The 20339-nt window shown below is 45.0% G+C and carries 16 protein-coding genes; 5 read left to right on the top strand and 11 right to left on the bottom strand.

What is annotated here, in order from left to right:
- The first annotated feature begins 1 nt into the window (after position 1).
- The gene (gene fecE / locus ACTS60_RS15835; protein WP_440889022.1) at positions 2-766 is read left to right on the top strand and encodes a Fe(3+) dicitrate ABC transporter ATP-binding protein FecE; all 765 of its coding nucleotides are present in this window, start codon (positions 2-4) and stop codon (positions 764-766) included.
- Positions 767-840: 74 nt separating this feature from the next.
- Here the strand turns inward: fecE and ACTS60_RS15830 are convergent, their stop codons facing one another.
- Positions 841-2727: a methyl-accepting chemotaxis protein gene (locus ACTS60_RS15830; protein ID WP_440889021.1), complete on the bottom strand. Its 1887-nt coding sequence runs from the start codon at positions 2725-2727 to the stop codon at positions 841-843.
- Between the two features lie 302 nt (positions 2728-3029).
- Here ACTS60_RS15830 and ACTS60_RS15825 point away from each other — a divergent pair, with 302 nt between their 5' ends.
- Positions 3030-5780 (top strand): M16 family metallopeptidase, encoded by a 2751-nt coding sequence (locus ACTS60_RS15825; RefSeq protein ID WP_440889020.1) that lies wholly within the window; start codon positions 3030-3032, stop codon positions 5778-5780.
- Between the two features lie 55 nt (positions 5781-5835).
- Here the strand turns inward: ACTS60_RS15825 and ACTS60_RS15820 are convergent, their stop codons facing one another.
- From ACTS60_RS15820 to ACTS60_RS15810, 3 genes are all read right to left on the bottom strand, one after another.
- The gene (locus ACTS60_RS15820; protein WP_440889019.1) at positions 5836-6222 is read right to left on the bottom strand and encodes a DUF2541 family protein; all 387 of its coding nucleotides are present in this window, start codon (positions 6220-6222) and stop codon (positions 5836-5838) included.
- Between the two features lie 138 nt (positions 6223-6360).
- Positions 6361-6813 (bottom strand): bactofilin family protein, encoded by a 453-nt coding sequence (locus tag ACTS60_RS15815; protein ID WP_440889018.1) that lies wholly within the window; start codon positions 6811-6813, stop codon positions 6361-6363.
- Positions 6717-7670, bottom strand: a complete 954-nt coding sequence (locus ACTS60_RS15810; RefSeq protein WP_440889017.1) for a M23 family metallopeptidase — start codon at positions 7668-7670, stop codon at positions 6717-6719. The genes ACTS60_RS15815 and ACTS60_RS15810 overlap by 97 nt, the downstream gene beginning before the upstream one ends.
- Before the next feature lie 353 nt (positions 7671-8023).
- Here ACTS60_RS15810 and ACTS60_RS15805 point away from each other — a divergent pair, with 353 nt between their 5' ends.
- The 3 genes from ACTS60_RS15805 (at position 8024) to ACTS60_RS15795 (ending at position 12532) form a co-directional block, all read left to right on the top strand.
- Positions 8024-9757 (top strand): hypothetical protein, encoded by a 1734-nt coding sequence (locus ACTS60_RS15805; protein ID WP_440889016.1) that lies wholly within the window; start codon positions 8024-8026, stop codon positions 9755-9757.
- A gap of 235 nt (positions 9758-9992) precedes the next feature.
- On the top strand, positions 9993-11006 hold the full coding sequence (locus ACTS60_RS15800) for an HlyD family secretion protein (RefSeq protein ID WP_440889015.1): 1014 nt from the start codon (positions 9993-9995) through the stop codon (positions 11004-11006).
- 5 nt (positions 11007-11011) lie between these two features.
- Positions 11012-12532 carry an MFS transporter gene (locus ACTS60_RS15795; protein ID WP_440889014.1) on the top strand — a complete coding sequence of 507 codons (1521 nt, stop codon included), beginning with the start codon at positions 11012-11014 and terminating at the stop codon, positions 12530-12532.
- A 97-nt stretch (positions 12533-12629) separates the two neighbouring features.
- Here the strand turns inward: ACTS60_RS15795 and ACTS60_RS15790 are convergent, their stop codons facing one another.
- The 7 genes from ACTS60_RS15790 to ACTS60_RS15760 form a co-directional block, all read right to left on the bottom strand.
- Entirely contained in the window at positions 12630-13232 is a 603-nt protein-coding gene (locus ACTS60_RS15790; RefSeq protein ID WP_440889013.1) for a TetR/AcrR family transcriptional regulator, read from the bottom strand.
- A gap of 83 nt (positions 13233-13315) precedes the next feature.
- Positions 13316-14518, bottom strand: coding sequence for a multidrug effflux MFS transporter (locus tag ACTS60_RS15785; RefSeq protein ID WP_440889012.1), 1203 nt, complete (start codon positions 14516-14518; stop codon positions 13316-13318).
- Positions 14515-15144 (bottom strand): recombinase family protein, encoded by a 630-nt coding sequence (locus tag ACTS60_RS15780; RefSeq protein ID WP_440889011.1) that lies wholly within the window; start codon positions 15142-15144, stop codon positions 14515-14517. The genes ACTS60_RS15785 and ACTS60_RS15780 overlap by 4 nt, the downstream gene beginning before the upstream one ends.
- 186 nt (positions 15145-15330) lie before the next feature.
- On the bottom strand, positions 15331-16338 hold the full coding sequence (locus ACTS60_RS15775) for a LacI family DNA-binding transcriptional regulator (RefSeq protein WP_409387323.1): 1008 nt from the start codon (positions 16336-16338) through the stop codon (positions 15331-15333).
- A gap of 256 nt (positions 16339-16594) precedes the next feature.
- Positions 16595-17680: a porin gene (locus ACTS60_RS15770; protein ID WP_440889010.1), complete on the bottom strand. Its 1086-nt coding sequence runs from the start codon at positions 17678-17680 to the stop codon at positions 16595-16597.
- A 177-nt stretch (positions 17681-17857) separates the two neighbouring features.
- Positions 17858-18874: a nuclear transport factor 2 family protein gene (locus ACTS60_RS15765; protein ID WP_054390777.1), complete on the bottom strand. Its 1017-nt coding sequence runs from the start codon at positions 18872-18874 to the stop codon at positions 17858-17860.
- Positions 18875-18975: 101 nt separating this feature from the next.
- A complete protein-coding gene (locus tag ACTS60_RS15760; protein WP_440889009.1) occupies positions 18976-20271 on the bottom strand; it encodes an MFS transporter in 1296 nt (431 codons plus the stop codon).
- Positions 20272-20339: the final 68 nt, after the last annotated feature.

Below are 20339 nucleotides of genomic sequence, written 5' to 3'. Positions count from 1 at the left end.
CATGCTTGAAACGCAGAACCTTTCCGTCGCGTACGGCAAACACACAATTATTCCAAACTTATCTGTCTCCATTCCCAAGGGCAAAATTACTGCGCTGATCGGCCCTAATGGCTGCGGAAAATCGACCTTGTTAAAAACCTTAGTCAGAATCAATAAGCCAGTATCAGGCGAAGTAATGTTCGAAGGGAAACCGCTATCGAGCTATGGCGATAAAGTGCTAGCTCGTTCGTTGTCGCTGTTGCCACAAATTTTGGTCAGCCCAGAGGGAATTACCGTGAGAAAGCTGGTTGAATACGGACGCTCACCCTATGTATCTCACTGGGGAAAACTAGGGAAAGAGGATCAAGTTATTGTTGAGCAAGCGATGCATGATACTGGAGTATTTGAGTTTGCTGATCAGCCTGTTGAGTCGTTATCCGGTGGTCAACGCCAGCGAGCATGGATTGCTATGGTAATGGCACAAGATACGGAAGTAGTCATGTTGGATGAGCCGACGACGTATCTTGATATGTCGCATCAAGTCGAATTAATGAAACTAATGCAACAGATGAACAGCAAAGGAAAAACGGTAGTCGTCGTGCTGCATGACCTCAATCAGGCATGTCGATATTGCGACCATTTGGTGGTACTTGAAAAAGGGCAACTAGTCGCGCAAGGTACTCCGGATGAGGTGTTTACTGAAACGTTACTGAGAAGGGTGTTTGACCTCAAGGCTAGGGTGTTTCGTGACCCTATTTCAGATACGCCGATGTGTGTTGCGATTTAAAAAGATAAGCAGACCCTAGCTAAAACAAACCCCGCGATATGGCGGGGTTTATCATTAAGTATTAAAAGTATGCTTTATGCGAGTTTAAATGTCGCCACTTTTGAGTTGAGATCTTCTGCTTGCGATTTTAGTTGTGAAGATTCGTGTTTTGATTCTTCTGCACCAATAACAAGCTGATCGGTTACATCTTTGATTGTGGTAACGTTTTGTGTGATCTCGTTGGTTACATGGGTTTGCTCTTCAGCTGCGGTTGCGATTTGCGTTGCCATGTCACTGATAAGAGCAACTGCTGAGTTAATTTCATCAAGAGCCATCGCTGCTTGATCGGCGTCTGCTACCGAGCCAATGGCAAGCTCTGAGCTTCTTTCCATTATCGCAACGGCGCGTTGAGTTGTTTGCTGTAAAGTTTCGATGGTCGATTTTATCTCTTCCGTTGAAGTATGCGTGCGTTGTGACAGTACGCGAACTTCATCAGCAACTACAGCAAAACCACGACCTTGCTCACCTGCTCGCGCCGCCTCAATCGCAGCGTTGAGTGCTAGTAAGTTAGTCTGCTCAGCAATATCACGGATCGTTGACAGCACAGTGTTGATGTCTTGTGCGTGTTGATTCAATTCGCCAATGACAATACTTGCTTGATTAACTTCAGACGACAAGTTGTTGATCGATTCTTTGGTATTCACCACTAAGCCATGACCATTCTGAGTACTGGTTGAAGAGTCAATTGCCGCTTTTGCCGTCTGCTCTGCGTGTGACGCGATTTCTTGTGTCGCAGATGCCATCTCGGTTACTGCGGTCGCAACCATGGTGATTTCTTGTTGTTGGTGGTTTAGTTCGTCAACAGATTGAATTGCTCTTTGAGTACTTGCCTCAGAGCGTTGGTTTAGATCGACCGCTTGATGACGGATATGGCCAATCAACTCCTGCAAGCTAGCAACAAATAGGTTGAAGTTTTCCGCTAGCTCACCAACTTCATCGCGATTTTCTACCTCGATACGTTGAGTCAAATCACCGCTACCATTGGCGATTTGCGATAGCGCATTAGAAACGTTGTAAAGTGGACGAAAAAGGATGTTACACAACAAGTTAAATAGAGCGACACAAAGAATAACCACGATACTGGTTGCGATGATTTGTCCCCAAACCGCGTCATAAAGTGGTTCGATCAAAGAGTTGTGGTCGATGACAGTCACAGTCGTTAACTCAGTGCCTTCAATCTTCTTCGCAAAAACAACGAAGGTGTTTCCATCTACACTGACTTGACGGTCATTACCTGATTGAGAAATAGCGGCAATGTCCTGAAAACTTAACCCTAACTTACTGATTGGTTGATTAAGGAGTTTGCTGTCTTTATGAATGAATACTTTGCCCTGCTCGTTGGCAATGAACATGTAGCCCTTACCTGGAAGAATGACTTTATCAAGGCTATTAATGATATCGCCAATCTCCACGTCAGCACCGAGTACTGATGTTTGACCATGTAAGTTAATGGCTTTACCTAAAGAGACGACATTCGCACCGGTTGCTGCGGCGACAGTTGGGTTATCAATGAATACTTGTGATGGATTTGCAATGGCGTTGGTGTACCAACCCCATTTGCGAGGGTCGTCATTACCCGGCGGAAGCACAACGCCGTTTGCGTTATCTTGAGTACCGTCTGGGTAAGCAAGGAATACGTTATCAAAAGCAGCGGAATCTTTTACCTGTTTTAAATAGGTGACGATTGCTGACTTTTCTGCATCCTGAGATAGTGACTTTAACGCTCTTTCTTTTGAGAGTAGCCAATCACTTACGTATTGATTATAGGAAGCACTTGTACTTTCAAGGCGCTGCTCAACTTCAACATCAAGTCTTTGCAAGGCATCTCGAAAAGACAATCCCTCTACCAAAACTCCCCCGAGGATAATGGCAGCACTGGCTGAGATAGCCAGCTTGTTTTTCAAAGATAGGTTTTTAAGCATAAAAAATATCGCTAAGTAGTTATTATAGAATTATTAAATGTATTGCACTCCTATTATATTTTACTGTTCGAAATAAATGCCGATCTGAGTCTTACTATTGGGATTTTATTGAATTTATAAATCAAATTGAGGCATGGATCTTATGCCGTTACTCATAATTAAAGGTTTATTTTATGAAATGATTATCATTTTATAAATTGCGACCTAACTCAAATAAATTGAGAAGAAATTTCATATTAAATTTAACGCATAGAGTGTGAACGATATATTTCGGCTAGTTATTGTTAATTAGGGCGATATTTATGCGTAATATGTTGTTATTCCCTGTACTTCTTTTGTCGGGCTGTGCTCTCGCACCTTCCTCGACGCCGATCAAGCCGGATTCAAATTGGCATGTTGACCAACTTGCTAATGGCATGAAATTCCACATTTACCCAACCCAAGACGAAGAAGTCTCAGTACGGTTTAAGATGAATATTGGTTCATTCCAAGAAACCGTGGACCAAAAAGGTTATGCGCACTTTATAGAGCATATGGCTTTCAACGGCAGTCAGAACTTTTCTGGTAATGATGTCATTAAGCTGTTTGAACAGTCTGGAGGCAGCTTTGGTGCAGATATCAACGCGTTTACGTCTTACCAAGAAACAACCTATAAGCTCGACCTTGTTAATGATGAAATGCTTAAAGAGGCATTGACTTGGATGCGAGATATTAGTGAAGGTATTTCATTTGATGTTGAGCAGGTGGAAAAAGAGAAGGGTGTTATTCTCGGAGAGTGGCGAAGAGCTATGCCAGATGACAAGTCTTTGAGTTACAACGCCTATGAAGCTTCAATCAAAGGTACGTTGTATGCTGAGCACGACCCTATTGGTACTAAAGCTTCAATAGAGAGCGCGACAGCGGCAGATCTAATGAGCTTTTATCAAAAGTGGTACCAACCTCAGTACGCCGAATTGATTGTTTCCGGGGATGTTGATGTTGAACAACTTAGCAAATTGATTAAAGAGCAGTTTTCTGATTGGAAGCGTACTTCTGAAGAGAAGATCGTTAAACGACGCGATATCCAAGTAAACACGGAATCCATGCTATTGGATAGCAGCAAGATGGAATCTCCGAGTCTTCATTACTCAATTGACCGCGGTCCTATTGGTTATCAAACCCGCGAGCAGCAGCATCAAGCTTGGGAGGATGAAGTGATGTCTCAGCTGATTCAACAAAGAATATACGCTGTGCTCAATGATGCTGCTCAACCATTCCAATACGTTTATGTCCAGACTCACTTTAATAATTTCAGCCGCATTTCTTCTGGGGGAATCTCATTTTCTCCAGAGCTAAGAAGCGAAATGCAATCGCTGTTCATTGGTACGTTAGCGTCACTGCGTGATCATGGGGTTAATGCCGAAGAGTTGGAAGCGGTGATGGCAGGTTTTCGCAGTGAACTAACAAACATCGATAGTGACTGGAGCAAGCGCAAACCTAATAGTTATGTTGATGCTCGAGTGTTTGAGCTTGAACAGAATATCGTTAGTCAGTCAAAGCAAGACTATCAATCAAGCTTGAGTGAGTTCGTTACATACTTTGATGTTAAAGCTGTAAATAAGCAGTTAGGTGAACTGTTGGAACAACAACCAGCCTTTGTTATTGGCATGGCTCAAGGGGAAAAAGAAACACAGTTTTCTAATGCACTTTCTTTGATCGAAGCTGCTTATCAGAAGCCGGGTGTAAAGCCCTTGATGATGTCTACTAAGACGGAAGGTTTCATCCAGCCGAGCGTGGAGGGGAAGATCATTTCAAAGCAGGCACACCAAGGTGGCTTTGACGTATTTACATTGTCGAATGGTATTGAAGTCTGGTTCCAGCAAGATAAAAAAGCAGGAGACCGTGCTCATGTCTTCTTCGCAAGCCAGGGGGGGAAAGCAGCACTGGATCCTTCACTTTACGCCGCATATGAGCTGGCAAGTCTAGTTGGTGCAAGAAGTGGTTTAGGTGACTTCTCGGGACCAGAATTGGACAACTTTTTACGCACACACGAGATGAGTATGTATCCTTTGCTGGGCGATACCCATCATGGCGTTGAGATGGTTGCACCGAAACAGCAATTAGCGAATGCACTCAATGGCGTGTACAACGTTGCTACAGAAATTAAGGTAGATGCTCGTCAGTTGTCAGCGGTGAAGAGAGAATATAGCCAAGAAAGCACCACCTTTCTGAACTCACCTATTGGTAAATGGCTAAGAGCAGTCAACCAAAATGCTTATATTCCGAATAGTCGCCATCGAATGGTGTTGCCTGATGATGTAGAGGGTGTGACTGCTGAGCAAATTCTGGCGGTTCACGACACCCTATTCTTAAAGGATAGAGGCTTCAAAATGGTGATTGTAGCGGATTTAGACGCTCAATCTATTGCCCCTCTGTTACGCAAGTATGTTGCGTCAATACCACTCGAGTTAGCCTCACCTGTTGATTACAGTGTGAAATACAATCCAGATGCGACGTCACACATAGAGTTTACTGATGGGCATGAACCGTCCGCGTTCTTTTTGTTAAGGCTGACTAACAGTAGTGAGCAACCGACTTCGACAAGAACGATTTTTATCGAAGATGTGTTGCAGCGCATCAGTTCCACTAGAGTTCTTGACCGTCTACGTGAAGAAGCGAGTTTAGATTACAATCCGGCGGTTTATTCGATCGTACAAGACCGAGAAAAGGTAACTGACTGGTTCTTTGAAGCACAGGTTGATCCGAAGGCAGTGTCGAAAGTAGAGCAAGTGTTTGATGAAACAATTGATGAATTGTTGGTCAATATTACTCAAGATGAACTGGATACGGCGGTGAAGCAACTTGTTTTAGATATGAGTGAATTGGCTGACCTCCCAGGGGATAGAGGTTGGGCTTACACTAGGTACCTTATCCAAGGTTACGATATTGATGTACTGTCTGATGTGGAGCACATGGCAACATCGCTCACCTTAGAAGAAGTGATGAATCAGGCGCGGCACTCTTTTGGTAAGGGTGCGAAACGAAGTACGATTATCCTAAATCCTAAATCCTAAATCCTAAATCCTAATGAAAAAGGACGACCATTTGGTCGTCCTTTTTAGTTGATATCTAGTCGTTCTTCTCTTTACCGTAAACGCGAACGCCTGCTTTTGAGCCTTCTGAATTACCGTAGACTTCAATGTTTTTTACACAACGGCGGTAACCAAAGTAACGCCAGTCAGTCGTTTTGTTTTTCTTTAAGTCACGATGGAATCGAATGGTTTTCTCATCACCATTCTGGAATCTCACAACGACTTTTCTTAATTCTAAGTCTTTCTCTGCTTTCACTTTGATCGCGTTAGTATTGCGGCAAATGACCATTGGGATCTTTGCTGCAAGGTTGCCGTGTTCTAGCAAAATAGTACGACCTAAAGTGAATTTATCGTCCGCATGAGCAGGAGCGATAAGTGTTGTTGCAGCAAGGGCTGCCGTGATAATAGCGGTATAAATTTTCATTCAAATAATCACAAAAACACAGGAGCGCGAATCATAGTCGAGCGTAATGAAAATCAACTAGCAATATTTTTCATGGTGAATGAAATTTCACAATCCTCTGACTTTGTATTTGCATATGAGAATCTATGTTTGACGCCATTATGCCTGCTTACGGGATTCTGGCTTGTTTGCTGTAATTTGCGATTTCTGTTGGTTTTGGTGCTCTTGTGTTTTGCTCTTTAGTGAAATGACTTCTTTTTCTGGTAATTCTGCCGCTTCACCAAAAAACTTACCACCCGGTTCAATGCTAAGGTTATTGCTCCAAACCTTACCGGTAATGCGTCCTTTCTCGAGAACTTGAATCTGTTCGGCGTAGCAATTGCCTTCGACGATACCATTAATAATCAGTTTATTAGCGTACACGTCGCCTTTTACACGACCACTTTCAGACACAATGAGTGTACTATCGACATTCACTTGACCGTTTACTACGCCATCTACTTGGATGTCATTTTCTAGTTTGAGTTCTCCGCTAACAGCACATCCTTTGGCGATGAGAGTTGAAGTTGCTTGGCGATTCTCTGTTCCACGGTGTTGACTAAAGATTCCCATCTTATACCTCGTTCTTTACTGAATATTGCTTCGAAATCGTTTACATTCCAATCGACAAATGGCCTTGGGTTTAAAGCTCGGCCTACAAATCGGATTTCATAGTGTAGATGTGGGCCTGAAGATAGCCCGCTGTTTCCGGATACCCCAATAAGTTGGCCTTTCTTGACAAACTCTCCACTCTTCACCTTAAAACTTTTCAAGTGCGAGTAAGAACTTGAAAAGCCAAATGAATGTTGCAAACGAAGAAAGTTACCCGAACCTTTATTGCTTCGTCTTGTGACCTCAGCGACGCCATCGGCTGGTGCATAGATTGGTGTTCCAATATTGACGGCAAAATCCAAACCGCGATGCATCTTCGCTGTTTTGCTTATAGGGTGGATACGTTTGCCGAAACCAGAAGATATTCTCTCTTTTCCTACCGGCGAGCCGCTTGGGATCTGAGTTAGCATTGCAATACGTACATTCGATGTAATGGCAGCGGTATCTAGGCGAGATTCTAGGTTTGTCAAATCCACTGCGGATGCCATTCCAAGTGATGACTCTAAATCTGATAAACGCTCTGATACAGTTGTAATGCGGTCTTCTCTTTCTGAAAGATCATTCTCGAGCTCAGATTTGAGTTGTTTTAACTGTTCTAGCTCTTCAGATAGACCAATAGATTGTTGTGCTAACTCGGCTTGTCTTAGCTCTGCGTTATCGACTGCTGAATAAAGATAAAACACCAATCCTGTCGTTGCACATACCCCTATAGACATCGCTGCTATCAAACTTTTAAGGCGTGTTTGCATTGCTTTGGTTACGCACCAATGCTTCGAGCCGTTGATGGTAGAAACGGATATGGTTAACTGGTCTTTCATAGATTTATTCGGCAAAGATTGTTCATATATCGAGCGAGTCTAGACTCTACGAAAACGCAGTCGAATTCTCCAGTACAACCAGAAGTTAGGTTGTGAGATCGTGATGTTACGTCAAAGGTTCAACAAAAAGCTCAAATTTGATTTAACGAATGAGATTCCATGGTCGAGGGGGAGCGCAATGCCACTACTTTCCAAACGAGATCACGTTTTATCTTATAAATTCTGAGATATCCATTAATAAAGGTAATTGTTAATTGAATCAAGGCCTGGTCTGTTTATGATGTTTGTTTTATATGTCAAATTGGTTAGGTCTCTGAAGGACTCCTTCATACCACCATCAAATGGAGTAGAGCGTGAAAAAATTATTATTGGCGGCTGCTGTTGTTGCCGCAGCAGGTGGGGCTGGTTATCTGTATCAAAATGAAGTTGCTCAAGGTAGCAATGGTGATGCATTACTTGCACAAGTTCCTGCGGATACGTTGATGCTGACTTATCAAACAGAAGCGTTTAATCACTATGAGTATTTAAATGCGTTTGGTACCGCAGAACAGGGCTCATTTGCCGATTTGTTTATGGGCGAAGAGTTAAGTCCTGAACAACAATTTGTTCTCAATTTCATTGATGCTTATTTAGAAAGTGCGTCTTCTCCAGAAACGCTAAAGGCATTCTTAGGTACGGGCGACACAATAAACCCTATTATTTATACTCTGGGTGCGGTTCCTGTATACAAACTGCCGATTGAGACTCCTAAAGCGCTATGGACTACGCTTGATCAACAAGAGAAAAAAGCAGGGATTACCCATCAGACCGTTAAGCTTGATACGGTAGAATATCGTCGCTATGAAATGGCGGATGTTCAAGACCCTCAAAAAGGTGTAGGGCTTGTTGTTGCTGTTATTGACAACGTATTAACCATCACTGTCGACATTCCAATGCTTGGTGAGGCAAACCCTTTAAAAATGGCGCTAGGATTAGAAGCGCCAGCCCAGAATATCCTCGATACAGGTCGACTGGCTACACTGCAATCTAAATATGGTGAAAGTGCAAACTCGTTCGGTTTAATTGATCATCAACAGATAATAAAAGGCCTGACAACGGCAGACGGCAATATGATGGCTCGTCAGTTAAAGTTGTTCGAAAACGAACGAATGATGAAGGAACTGCGTTCGTCAGCTTGTCATACGGAATTTACCCAAATTGCTCAAAACTGGCCTCAGTCAGTGGCTTTTGCTGAATATACGGTAGAAAGCGGCAAAGCACGCATTAATGGTGGTTTTGTTGTTGAATCTAAGAACCAAGTAATTCTTGATGCACTGCAATCGATGCGCGGTGTGTTGGCTGAATCGAACGGTGAAAAGAGCATGTTTAGCGTAGCTTTAGGTATTGATGTTGCAACGCTTGCTCCGGCAATTGGTAAGATTTGGACTGACCTAACGACACCACAGTATCAATGTTCAATTCTGGCTGAAGCACAAAGAGAAATGCGTGGTCAAAACCCAGCGCCGGCGATCAGTATGGGTGCAGGCATGGCAAATGGTCTTAAAGGTCTAAGCATGGAGATGTTCGGACTTGATGTGGATATGAATGGTCAGTATGGCCCAGAGCTAGGCCAATTGGATGCGATCTTCTCTGTCTCTGCTGACGATCCAAATATGTTGCTGCAAACGGCACAAATGTTCATGCCTGAGCTCGCGCAAGTGCAAATTCAACCAGATAATCAGCCAGTGAACATAGGCGGTTTGCTTGAACCTTACGCAGGTAAACCAATGAATGTTTTTGCTCGCCTCAATGGTAGTCATCTAACGCTTTACAGTGGTGATGCGGCGGCGGCAGCTAGCGAAAAAGTGATGGCTCAGCCTCTAACGGCGAATGGTTTATTGAGCTTTACCATGGACTCTGAGCGAGTATTGGAAGTGATTGAAACTGCATCACAAGTATCGGGTGAACCTGTCCCTGAAGATGTAACGATGAGCCTACAAAACCAGTTGGTTGGGGGCATGACTCTGGATATCACTAAAGATGGCATCGCATTTGACTTTGACTATACGGGGTCAACTAAACCGCCAGTGAAAGTTGCGCAGCAATAAGCGTGAATAAATAAGTATTTTCATTAAGCAAAGGCGACCATCCGTGTCGCCTTTTTTGTTTTTATCGATGGCTATTTTCTAGGCTTCATCGCAAGAACTCAAAAACAACACCTCAAATAAGATCATTAAAAATCAGCAGGATGGATCTTTCCTTCTTAGTAATGATCAAATGTATCTTTACTAAAACTGTACGGTACAGTGCAGTTTGTGAAAATCATTTAGTTGGGTTTCAAGAATGAAGAAGAAAGTCATTGCGTTATCGCTTGTTATTGGTTCGTTGTTTGCTGCGGGTTGTGCTTTGTATCAGCCAAATACAGTGACAACAGATAATGCTTATGTTCACTCAGATGTAACGGCCATTTCTCCAGAAGTTGGTGGGCAAGTAAGCCTGATTTTTATCGAAGATAACCAGTGGGTAAGCGAAGGTACACCTCTGTTTTCGATTGATGATGAAGATTTCATTGCCAATCAAGAAATCGCAAAGTCGGCGTTAGATGTCGCAAACGCAGCGCTGACCGCAAACCAAACCAAAACCGAAATGCAGCTGGTGAAGATTGAGCAGGCGAAGCAGGGCATTCACAGTGCAAGTGCGAACGCGGAACATCAAGCGGCGGAGTTCAAACGTCTGTCTCGTTTGGTACAAAAGCAGTCGGTGAGTAAGAACCAATTTGAAGCGCAAAGAACGCGTTCTATTGAAGCGAGCAGCAATCTTGAAACGGCTAAGTTAGCGCTAGCGGCTGAACAGAAGCAGCTTGACGCATTAGTAACAGAAAAGATGCAGTTAACCGCGCAACGTAAGCAAGCCGAAGCGAACTTGAGATTGGTGAATATCGCCCTTGAGCGAACCATCGTTAGAGCGCCATTTGATGGTTATGTGGCAGGCAGACAAGTGCAAGTGGGTAAGTTTGTTCAACCTGGCATGGGGTTGATTGTGATGGTGCCGGATTACGTTTGGATTGAGGCAAACTTCAAAGAGACTCAATTGGAAAACGTTGCACAAGGGCAAGACGTGGAAGTGGTGTTAGACATGTTCCCTGATCATCCATTACATGGTCGTGTAACTTCCATAACCCCAGCAACGGGCGCGCAGTTTAGTTTACTGCCACCGCAAAATGCGACCGGTAATTTTGTGAAAGTAGTACAGCGTGTGCCAGTGCGTATCGAGTTGGATATCCCACAAGAGCTTAAACAGCGCATCTACCCTGGCTTGTCGGCTGAAGTGTCTATTGAGACTACAACGCAAGGTTAATCGTCATGAAAACACGTTCACCTTTGCTGATTTTTGCGCTGTTCGCCATTGCGGCTTTTGGGATCAATTCGGTGATGTTTACCGAGTTGTCCCATGAGATGGCCGCCACATCCGGTTTGTCTGCGGATGAAGTCGAGCTAGTGAAAATCGGCTTTATGATCACTCAAGTATTGGGGTTTATGTTTACCCCAATCTTGGTACGTAAGTTTGGTACGTTATTGCCATTGTACTCTTCGTTACTGGTGGGCTTGGCAATGAACCTTGTGCTCTATTGGGCAGGTCAGCATGCGCTGTTGTTCACGCTAACTTGGCTTGTGAGTGGCTTTTTCATGAGCATGTTATTGGTGGTAGTGAATCTCTATCTACTCAATACCTTTGAGCAGCGTTGGTTGCCTGCGATTATTGCACTGACACTGATCTTCTCAACATTGTTACCAATGGGGGCTTATCCATGGCTGGTGGCTGAGATTGTTGAAGTGTTTGAATGGTCACTACTGAATATTGTATCGGCGTGGCTGTTTTTCTCCGCTTTAGTGATGATTGGCGTATACAAACCTCAGGTGATTGAGATTGAAGCCAAGCCAAAGTCCTCAGCTTCAGTGTACCTCGTGCTCGCGTTAACGATGAGTTTGGTGGTTTTTCTACTAATGCGCGGCAGCTACTACAACTGGTTGGATTCAGACTGGTTTGTAAAGGCTTCTTCAGTGGCGGCGGCATTTGCTTTATTGGCGGTGTACCAGTTGGTGAAAACGCATCATTTGAATACCGCATCAATGCAATTACATGGCAAGTTAAAGACCAACGTGTTCATGTACAACGCTTTCCTTGCAGGCTTTGCCGTGATGGCAAGTACGGTGCTGTTTGCCAACTTCCTAAAAATGGCGATGCACTATAACAGCCTTAATGCGGGTTATGCGCAATTGCCATCGTTTTACGCCATGTTGGTGAGTGTATTGGTGTATTACTTCCGTCGCCCGTTAGCGGATGCAGTAGTGCCTTTTGGTGTACTGATGATTCTGGTGTCGGTACACGAGTTTAGTCAACTGCCAAGCTTTGTAGGCACAGAATCACTACCAACCCCAATGTTGCTGCGTGGTTTTGGTGTTGGCTTATTGAATGTGTCGGTCACGATTGCCGTATTAATGTATTTCCAAGTAGGTCAACGTTTAGAAGGCATTGCGAACTTCTATCTGTTTCGAACCATGGGTGGGGTCATTGGCGGGGCGTTTTTCTCTCGTGTGATTCAAAATCACAGTGCGCAAGCATCGGGCGAAATTGGTCGTACACTGGATGGCTCCAACCATGTGTTTGCATCTTACGAGCAGGCACTGAGCAGCGCGATTCTCACTCATGGACGCTTACCCAATCCAGCACTCGGTATGAGCCAAATTAGCGCAGTCGTCAAAGAGCAAGTAACGACATTGGCGCTGAGTAATTCGTTGGTGATGTTTATTGTCTCTATTTTTGCCCTTGCACCGATTTTGTTGATTGGTAAGAAACTGGCAGCAAAACAAGAAGCACACTGAGACTAGGTAAAATAGCCCGAGTAGCCAAAATAGTTAGGCAACTAAGCAGTAAAAAATTACAAAGGGAGCCAATATGCTCCCTTTGTTGTCTTTAGGTTTATCGCTGATAGAGAGTTAGGAATGCTGCTACTGCTTTCTTGGTGTGCGCTTCTAGCTCTTCTTCACTGAGGAAATCAAAACCCATTAGCGCCATGTTTTGATAATCTAATTTGATTAATGCAAGCAATTGATCACAAGCCAGATCCGCATCATCGATATTGAGTTGTTGGCTGATAGTGTCTGTTTTTAAAAACTCAATCAGATATTGGTGAATACGTTGCGGCCCGGTTTGCCAAAACTGGTTTGGGACCGAATCATGTTTGTTGAAATCGGCAGAAATGATGCGATAAAGCGACAATATTGGGTTAGAGCAAATGCCACGCAGGTATTTTTTAGCAAAATCCTCTAAGGTATCTCTTAGTGGTTCATTCTGCTTATCAGAAAGCTGGAAAACGGATTCTAAGCCAGTCTTGGTGTTATGCGCGAGCACTTCGACAAACAGCCCTTCTTTGTTGGAGAAATAGCGATATAAGGTCTGTTTTGAGCCACCACAAATTGCGACGATTTGATCGAGTGAGGTGTCCTTGTAACCCTGTTCAATAAACAGTTCGGTGGCGACGTCAATGATTCGAGTTCTTTTCTTTTCAGTAGATGCGCGCATGACTAAATCAACCTAAATAAAACTGTTCAGTACAGTACCATTATTGACCTAATGATACACTTCATTTCTTGGTACAAACTGAACTAGAGTAAATCCCGGCTCCAATGCTCTAATGGCTGCTCGGTAGAAAAACCACGCAGAATGTTGGTTAGTGTAATGGTTGCGAAAACGACAATTACCAAGGACAGATGCCACGCTTGGCTTAAACCGAGTTGTACCAATGCCATACTCACAATCGATGACACCACCATTTGACCACCGCCCGACATTGCCGCAGCTGCCCCTGCTTGTTTCTTGTAAGGTTGCATGACCATAGCTTGAGCACAAGGTAGCGCGATGGCATTACCTAAGATCATCAGCAGTTGACCAAGCATTAAATACAACGCTTCAACAGGGCAGAAGAACAGCCACAATGCCGAACTTACGTGCAGGACTGGCGTTACTAACAGCATCTTCTTCGTGCCGATGATAGGGCGTACACGGTTACAAATACTTGTGCCGCAAATCATGCCGAACGCAGGGATTAGTGCCCACATTGCGTATTGATCGGATGTCATGCCAATTTGGTTTTGCATGATAAAGGGCATCACTGAAACGGTGGTGATCATCAGGCTGAAGTTAAGCCAACCAATGCTGGCAAAACTCATGAAGTAACGAGACGTCAGCAGATCACGATATTGCAGCAGCATTTTCTTCGGTGGTGGCAGTGCTGAGGTTTGTGTGACGGTCTCTTTAAAGCGCACTACAATCACAATCCAAGCCAATGATACGTAGCCGAGCAATGAGATAAATACCATGGTCCAACCGAAGTGGGCGTTAATGAAACCACCAATAACAGGCGCAACCAACGGTGTGATAGAAGCAGCCATTGCAATGTAGGATAGTGCGATTGGCAGATCTGAGCCATTGAAGCGGTCACGAGTTGATGCGCGAGCTAGTACCGCGCAGCAGCCAGTGCCTAACCCTTGCAGAAAACGTCCCGCCACCATGCCTGTGAACGTGTGGCTGAGGAAGATGATCATCAACAGACCGAGCATGGCAATCAACAAGCCAGCCAACAGCACTTTTTTACGGCCTAACGCATCGGATACTGGACCGTAGATAAACTGAGAAGGACCGAACCCAAGTAAGTAAACACTTACCAACAACTGAGCTTGGTCGAGAGAAATATCAAAGTCTTTTGCGATCCAAGGCAATGACGGAAACACCAAGCCCATACTGAGTTGACCCACACTGATGATCAAACATGCTAGTAATATGGTTTTAAATTCGAACGGTCGACTCATGATTTTTCACCATCACCACGGCGGCGCAAACTTCCTTCATCATCAAATTCATTCAGTTTGGCTTTCACACGTTTCACCGTTGATAGGCTGACTTCGCATTGTTCTGCGACGCTTTGTAGCGTATTGCCTTCCAGAAGCAAAGTCGCAATGTGCTGATGCTTCGCTTTGTCTGCAGGGCGACCTCGGAATTTCTGCTTCCACATCTGTGGGTCGTCTTTTAGTGCTTTGCGGCCTTGTTCTGCGGCGAACAAGCGATGTTGCGTTTGCACTTGTCCGTAGCCAGAAAGCAGCGAAAGCAAGGTTTGCGTTTGTACGGAACCAGGGTCAAAGGTCAGTGGTTCACAAACGGTTTTTAGGGTGACACCTTTGTTAAGCAGGGTTTGAATCGTGCTTAAGGCTTGGCTGAAGTCTCGGCCAAAGGCGGTTAGCCACCAAAGTACAACGGTGTCGCCAGATTGCACGGTACTTAAGAGCTGTTGAAAGGCTTGTCGCTCCGCTGGTGGCGTGCAGCCGCGTACCTTGTCCTCAAGGTGAATTGCTTCGGGAGCAAAGGCTTTTAAAGCGTCGATCTGCTCTGGGTAAGCTCGGTTTTTAGGGGAGTAGCGCGTATAGAGAAAGGTAGCCATGGGTGCAATACGTCTCTTGGAATTGGTTCATATACTGTAATGGTTCATAAATATACGCCGGTTCATTAATTCTTACAACACCAAATGAACCATTGGTTCGAAAATTTAGAAGTAAGGAATAGGCGGCATGAGACAGAAGAAATGAGGAAATAAAAAAGCCAACAGCTTGGGTTGGCATCTCTGGGATTAGGCTTTGGTGGTGCTACGCTCTATCAATTTGACTGGCACCATCATTTTCACCAAGCTACTGTTTTTATTGTTTATTTGATCAACGATAATTTTCACACACTCACGTGCTAGACGACGGAAGTCTTGACGGAAAGTGGTCAGTTGGTAGCTCAACCATTCCGTTTGTGGGATGTTGTCGAAGCCGATGACTTTTAGATCTTGAGGGATGCGAATACCACACTCAATACGCGCAATGTCCATTACCGCCATTGCAAGGTTGTCAGTCGCGCAGAACACGGCTTCTGGACGATTCTTATTGGTTAGCATTGCACGTACTTTATCCAGTGAACTTGCGTAGTCATAGCTCGCTTCAATGATGCGTGGTGTTTTACCCGTTAAGTCTTCAAACTCAGAACTGAAGCCACTTTGGCGCTCGTCGTTGGTAAAGGTTGGCACTTCACCCGTCAGGTAAACCGCGTTTTTCACCCCGCTTTCGTGCAGAAGTTGCGCCGCTTGTTGGCCAGCTTCGTAGTTGTCACTGATAACGTAACTGCTTTTAGTACCTTCTACGACGCGTGCATACTGAACGATAGGGATATTGAACTCCTCACACTCTTCATACAGTGATTTGTTGAAGGTAGCGGAAGCGGCAATGACACCATCTACGCGGTATTGGAAGATGTTCGGGATTGAGTGGTTGTCTTCATCATCCACTTGCCATGGAATCAACACCGCTGAGTAGCCTTGCTTTTGCAATTCACTTGAAATCAATTGAAGTGTTTTCATGTGGATAGGGTAGTCCGCATCTGGGAATACCAAACCGATCAACTTAGATTCGTTGGTGGTCAAGCTACGTGCAAAAGCATTTGGACGGTAGTTTAGGGCTTTCGCGGCTTCGAAGACCTTTTGCTTGGTCTTTTCTGACACTGAGCTGCCCGGAACAAACACACGCGATACAGTAGATTGAGAAACGCCAGCCAGTTTGGCAACGTCCTTCGATGTTACGGTTTGTTTTGCAGGATTCATGTGAGTTGATTCATAAGTCAGTTTAACTGTGACTAGGTTAACACAAATAGGTACGTAGTCATAAAGAGAAATAAGCAAGGTTTAAGTAAATAAAGGGTTAGATTGTCTTTGATGGCGAAATTTGGGTAGTACCCAAGTCACATTTCATTTTTGCATACGAAAAAAGCCTTACCCATAAAAGGTAAGGCTTGCTCTTATTTCCCATTTCCACTAAATCGAATAAGTTACGTAACCGAAATAACTTATCTCGTGGTTATCAGAAGTAGTAGCGAATACCCGCCGCGAATTGATCATCACGGTTTTCGAATTTGCTGCCATCGTACTGATCTTTACCTAGGTCGAACTGGTATTCAGTCCAAACTAGGAATTTGTTCTTCTGGAAGTGGTATTCAACACCAGGAATCAGCAAGTTACGCTCGTAACCTTGTGTCTCGTCACCACGATCTTCCATGTAGTTGTAGTTCAACGTTGGGCGTAGGCCGTTGTCGAAGTGGTAGTAAGTGTAGATTTCGCCACCTAGGGTATCGAACATCACGTCCGTACCGCCTTGGCTCACTGCTTCCCAGTTTTCACCAACGTGGAAAGTCGCGCCCGCGTAGAAGGCACCGTTGCTGTAGTTCGCGCCCAATAGCATGATGCGCATGTTGTCGCCGTTTTCTACGCCAACCACGCTTGCGTCTAGATCCGCAACTTCATTTTGATGGTAAGCCGCACCGACTGTTACGCCATCAACCGGTTTGTAAGTGATCGACGCACCCATGCCGTTTTTCAGTGAGGCTGTAGCATTGCTTGCTAGAGCAACATCTTCACGCGTGGTTTGGTAAGTAAAGCCGTAGCTCACTTTTTCATTGATAGAATTACGGTACGTAATTGAGTTTTCTGCACGACCAGCACCGGATGCGATACCCCAGTCAGCTAGGTTGTAAACACCTGAGCCACGAGTACCGAATACACGACCTAAATCGGTGTACCATGCTACGTCGTAGAAGGTAGACCACTGCTTAGTACCCGCAGCAATTTTGCCGTATTTTTCGTGATCAACACCTGCGTATAGCAAGCGGTCGTAAATGTTGTCGCCGTTCGCGCCAGAGTTGTAGCCCCATTCCGCGTGACCGAAACCAGTCCAGCCGTTATCTAGGCCCATTTGGCCTTTCAAACCGAAACGTGAGCTGCCGCTGTTCCATTCGCCGTTGTCATCACCGCCACGGTTTTGATAGCGAAGATCGAAACGGCCATCGATGGTTAGGCTGTCGCCAGCGTCATTAACAAAAGTGTGTGCAGCAAAGGCTGAGCTAGAAGTAAGCGCTGCTAAAATCACTGCAGAAAGGGTCGATTTTTTCATCATCAATCTCGTTATTCAGGGCGCAGAAAGCCACCGTGCGTTCATGCCCGTTGTGAATGAGGGTTCTATCTTGAGGTTGTGCCCCATCCTTGAGGCACGAGTTGGGAGCATGTCGCCTGAACCGAGAGGGGATTCAGGCAACATAAAGGCGGGTTGACAATCCGCCCCTAGAACTTCTTATAGAGAAGGGTTTAGGATCTGTTGAGTACGCTCGAACACGTCTAAACCTTGCTGTTTTAGCCAGTAAGGAAGGTCGATCAGTACCCAGTTCTCAGATAGCTTGTCGCCGTCACGGTAGTAAACGTCAACCACTTGCATGTCAGCTCGTACTTCACCGCCTGTCATACCTAGGAAACCACCGATTGGCGTGTTAGATAGGTTTGGCCAGCCGAAGAAACAAGAGAAATTACCTTCTGCGAAACGACATACGTGGCCGTTAAACTTCTTGTCTTTCAGATTGTTACGGAACGGCAATTGGTGCTGCTGTTGGTAACGAGGAATTGTGTAAGACGCACCGATACCACATGGACCGTACCAGATCATGTCTTTAGACCAGCTCTTTTCAAGAACTTCTGGTGGGCAACCCATTGCGCCGCTGTCGTTGAGTGCAGATAGGTCATCAACCATCTTGTTCACTAGTGCTAGTGTTGCTACGCCTTCTTCTGGTGCTGCGTCTTCGAACAGTAGACCGTCGTGGTTACGAGGACCAGGGTATACGAAGTGCTTACCTGTTGATGGTGGTAGTGGGTAACAACCCGCTTGGTCCATTGCACCTAGAAGGTCTAGGAATAGGCCAGTCTTAGTGATCTTGCCGTTATCAACGCAGTTAAATTCTGCGTAACGGATGTTCATGATTTTGCCAGTTGGGCGCATGCCTAGGTATTCAGCGTCGAATAGACCCATGAAGTGACCCATGCTCATTACCCAGATTTCACCTGATGTTACTTCGTTCTCACCACCGATGAAGATGTCTTGACGACGCTGCATGCGAGTCATTGATTTCATTAAAGGAGCCCAGAAAACGTCAGCCGCTGCTTGAGCGCCTTGTTGCTCACGGAATGGGTAAACACCACGCCATAGGTAATCTTCAGAAGTATGTGCTTTTAGTACTTCTGCTACGTTCTCGTGAGTTGCGTTTTCCATTGCGCTGAAGTATTCACGTACAACGCGTTTCGCTTCTTGATATTTAGACATAATAAACTCTCTTATTTGCTGTCGAGTCGGCTTTGGGAACAGGACTCGAAATTAAGTTTTCTCATCCGGCTGGGGAGCCAGCCGGAGTTTTTGAAATTCAGTTACGCTTTTGCTGCTTCGGCTTTTTTGCTCTTATCGAACACACCGCCTTTTAGTGTCTCTGGCAGTGATAGCCATAGAAGACCAGCAAGGATCCATACGATTGGTGAACCCCACATTGCGGTTTGTAGGTCGGTACGCTCTTGGATGAAGATAAGTACCATTGGTGCCCACATACCGAGGATACGACCGCCGTGGAATAGCGCTGCGCCGTAGCTACGTAGGTGTGCTGGGAACAGTTCTGAGAAGTAACCACCCCATACCGCTGAAGAAGACAGACCGAAGTTGTAAATCAGACCGAGTAGAGCCAGCATGTTTAGACCGCCAATCACCATGTCGCCAGGTGCAACAAAGAAGATTGAAACCATGATGCCCGCTAGGATGAAGCCAAATGCGTTCACCTTACGACCGAATTTGTCAGCTACCCAACCCCAGAACCACGCACCAAACAGTGAACCAAATGCTGAGATAGAGAAGATGAGACCGATGGTTGCACCGTCGAACATACGTACATCACGTAGGTAAGTGGTTACGAAGCCACCAAAGAATTGGAAACCGTAGAAGTTAAGGCCAGCCAGTAATAGACACGTTAATGTGATCTTACGGTAAGGCTTGCTTAGCATTTCGCCCCAAGAGCCTTTTTTCGCTGGTGCATCTGATGCTTCCGATTTTGCTTGTTCTTCTTCACCGTAAGCGATCACTTTGCTGTCACTAGGTAGTACAAAGATCATGACCACAGCTGCTGCCAATGGTGGGATACCACCTACAAGCATTAGGCTTTCCCATGGTGCATCGATGCTTGCAATAAATGCTGCATACGCACCCATTACCATCAGTGCTACAGAGAACATAGAAGACGCGAATGCCGTCAACTTACCACGTACCGTTGGCGTAAATAGGCCGATCATCAGGCTCACTGCTACGGTGAAGTAACCACCCAGTGACAAACCAATGATGAAACGCATTGCTGCCCATGTTGTGTAGTCGGTGAACATCATATTAATGATTGTTGCGCCACCGTTTAGGGCTGTGATGGTAATAAGAGTGGATTTCTTACCAAATTTTGTTGCGAACCAAGCACAGCTCAATGCACCGATGAGTGCACCAACCGACTGCCATGTATAGAACTGGGCAGTGTCTGACAGGCTAATACCATCATACGCTTCAACGATGTATGGGCGTACGTAGTCAATAATTACAAAGTTATAACAATAGAAAAAGTAACCAACCAGTATCGCTAGATAGGCAGCTACCCTTTGAATCATAGGAACTTCGCTCATGTGTCTTTTGGCATTCATGACCGATAAACCTCTATTTCACTTAGGATTTGTTGCTATTCAAACTTAATGAACACGATCTTATTTGG

It is taken from the genome of Vibrio sp. WZ-1 (genome assembly GCF_052037695.1).
In the GTDB taxonomy this organism is placed as follows: Bacteria; Pseudomonadota; Gammaproteobacteria; order Enterobacterales; family Vibrionaceae; genus Vibrio.
This window is presented reverse-complemented; position numbering and strand designations above follow the sequence as displayed.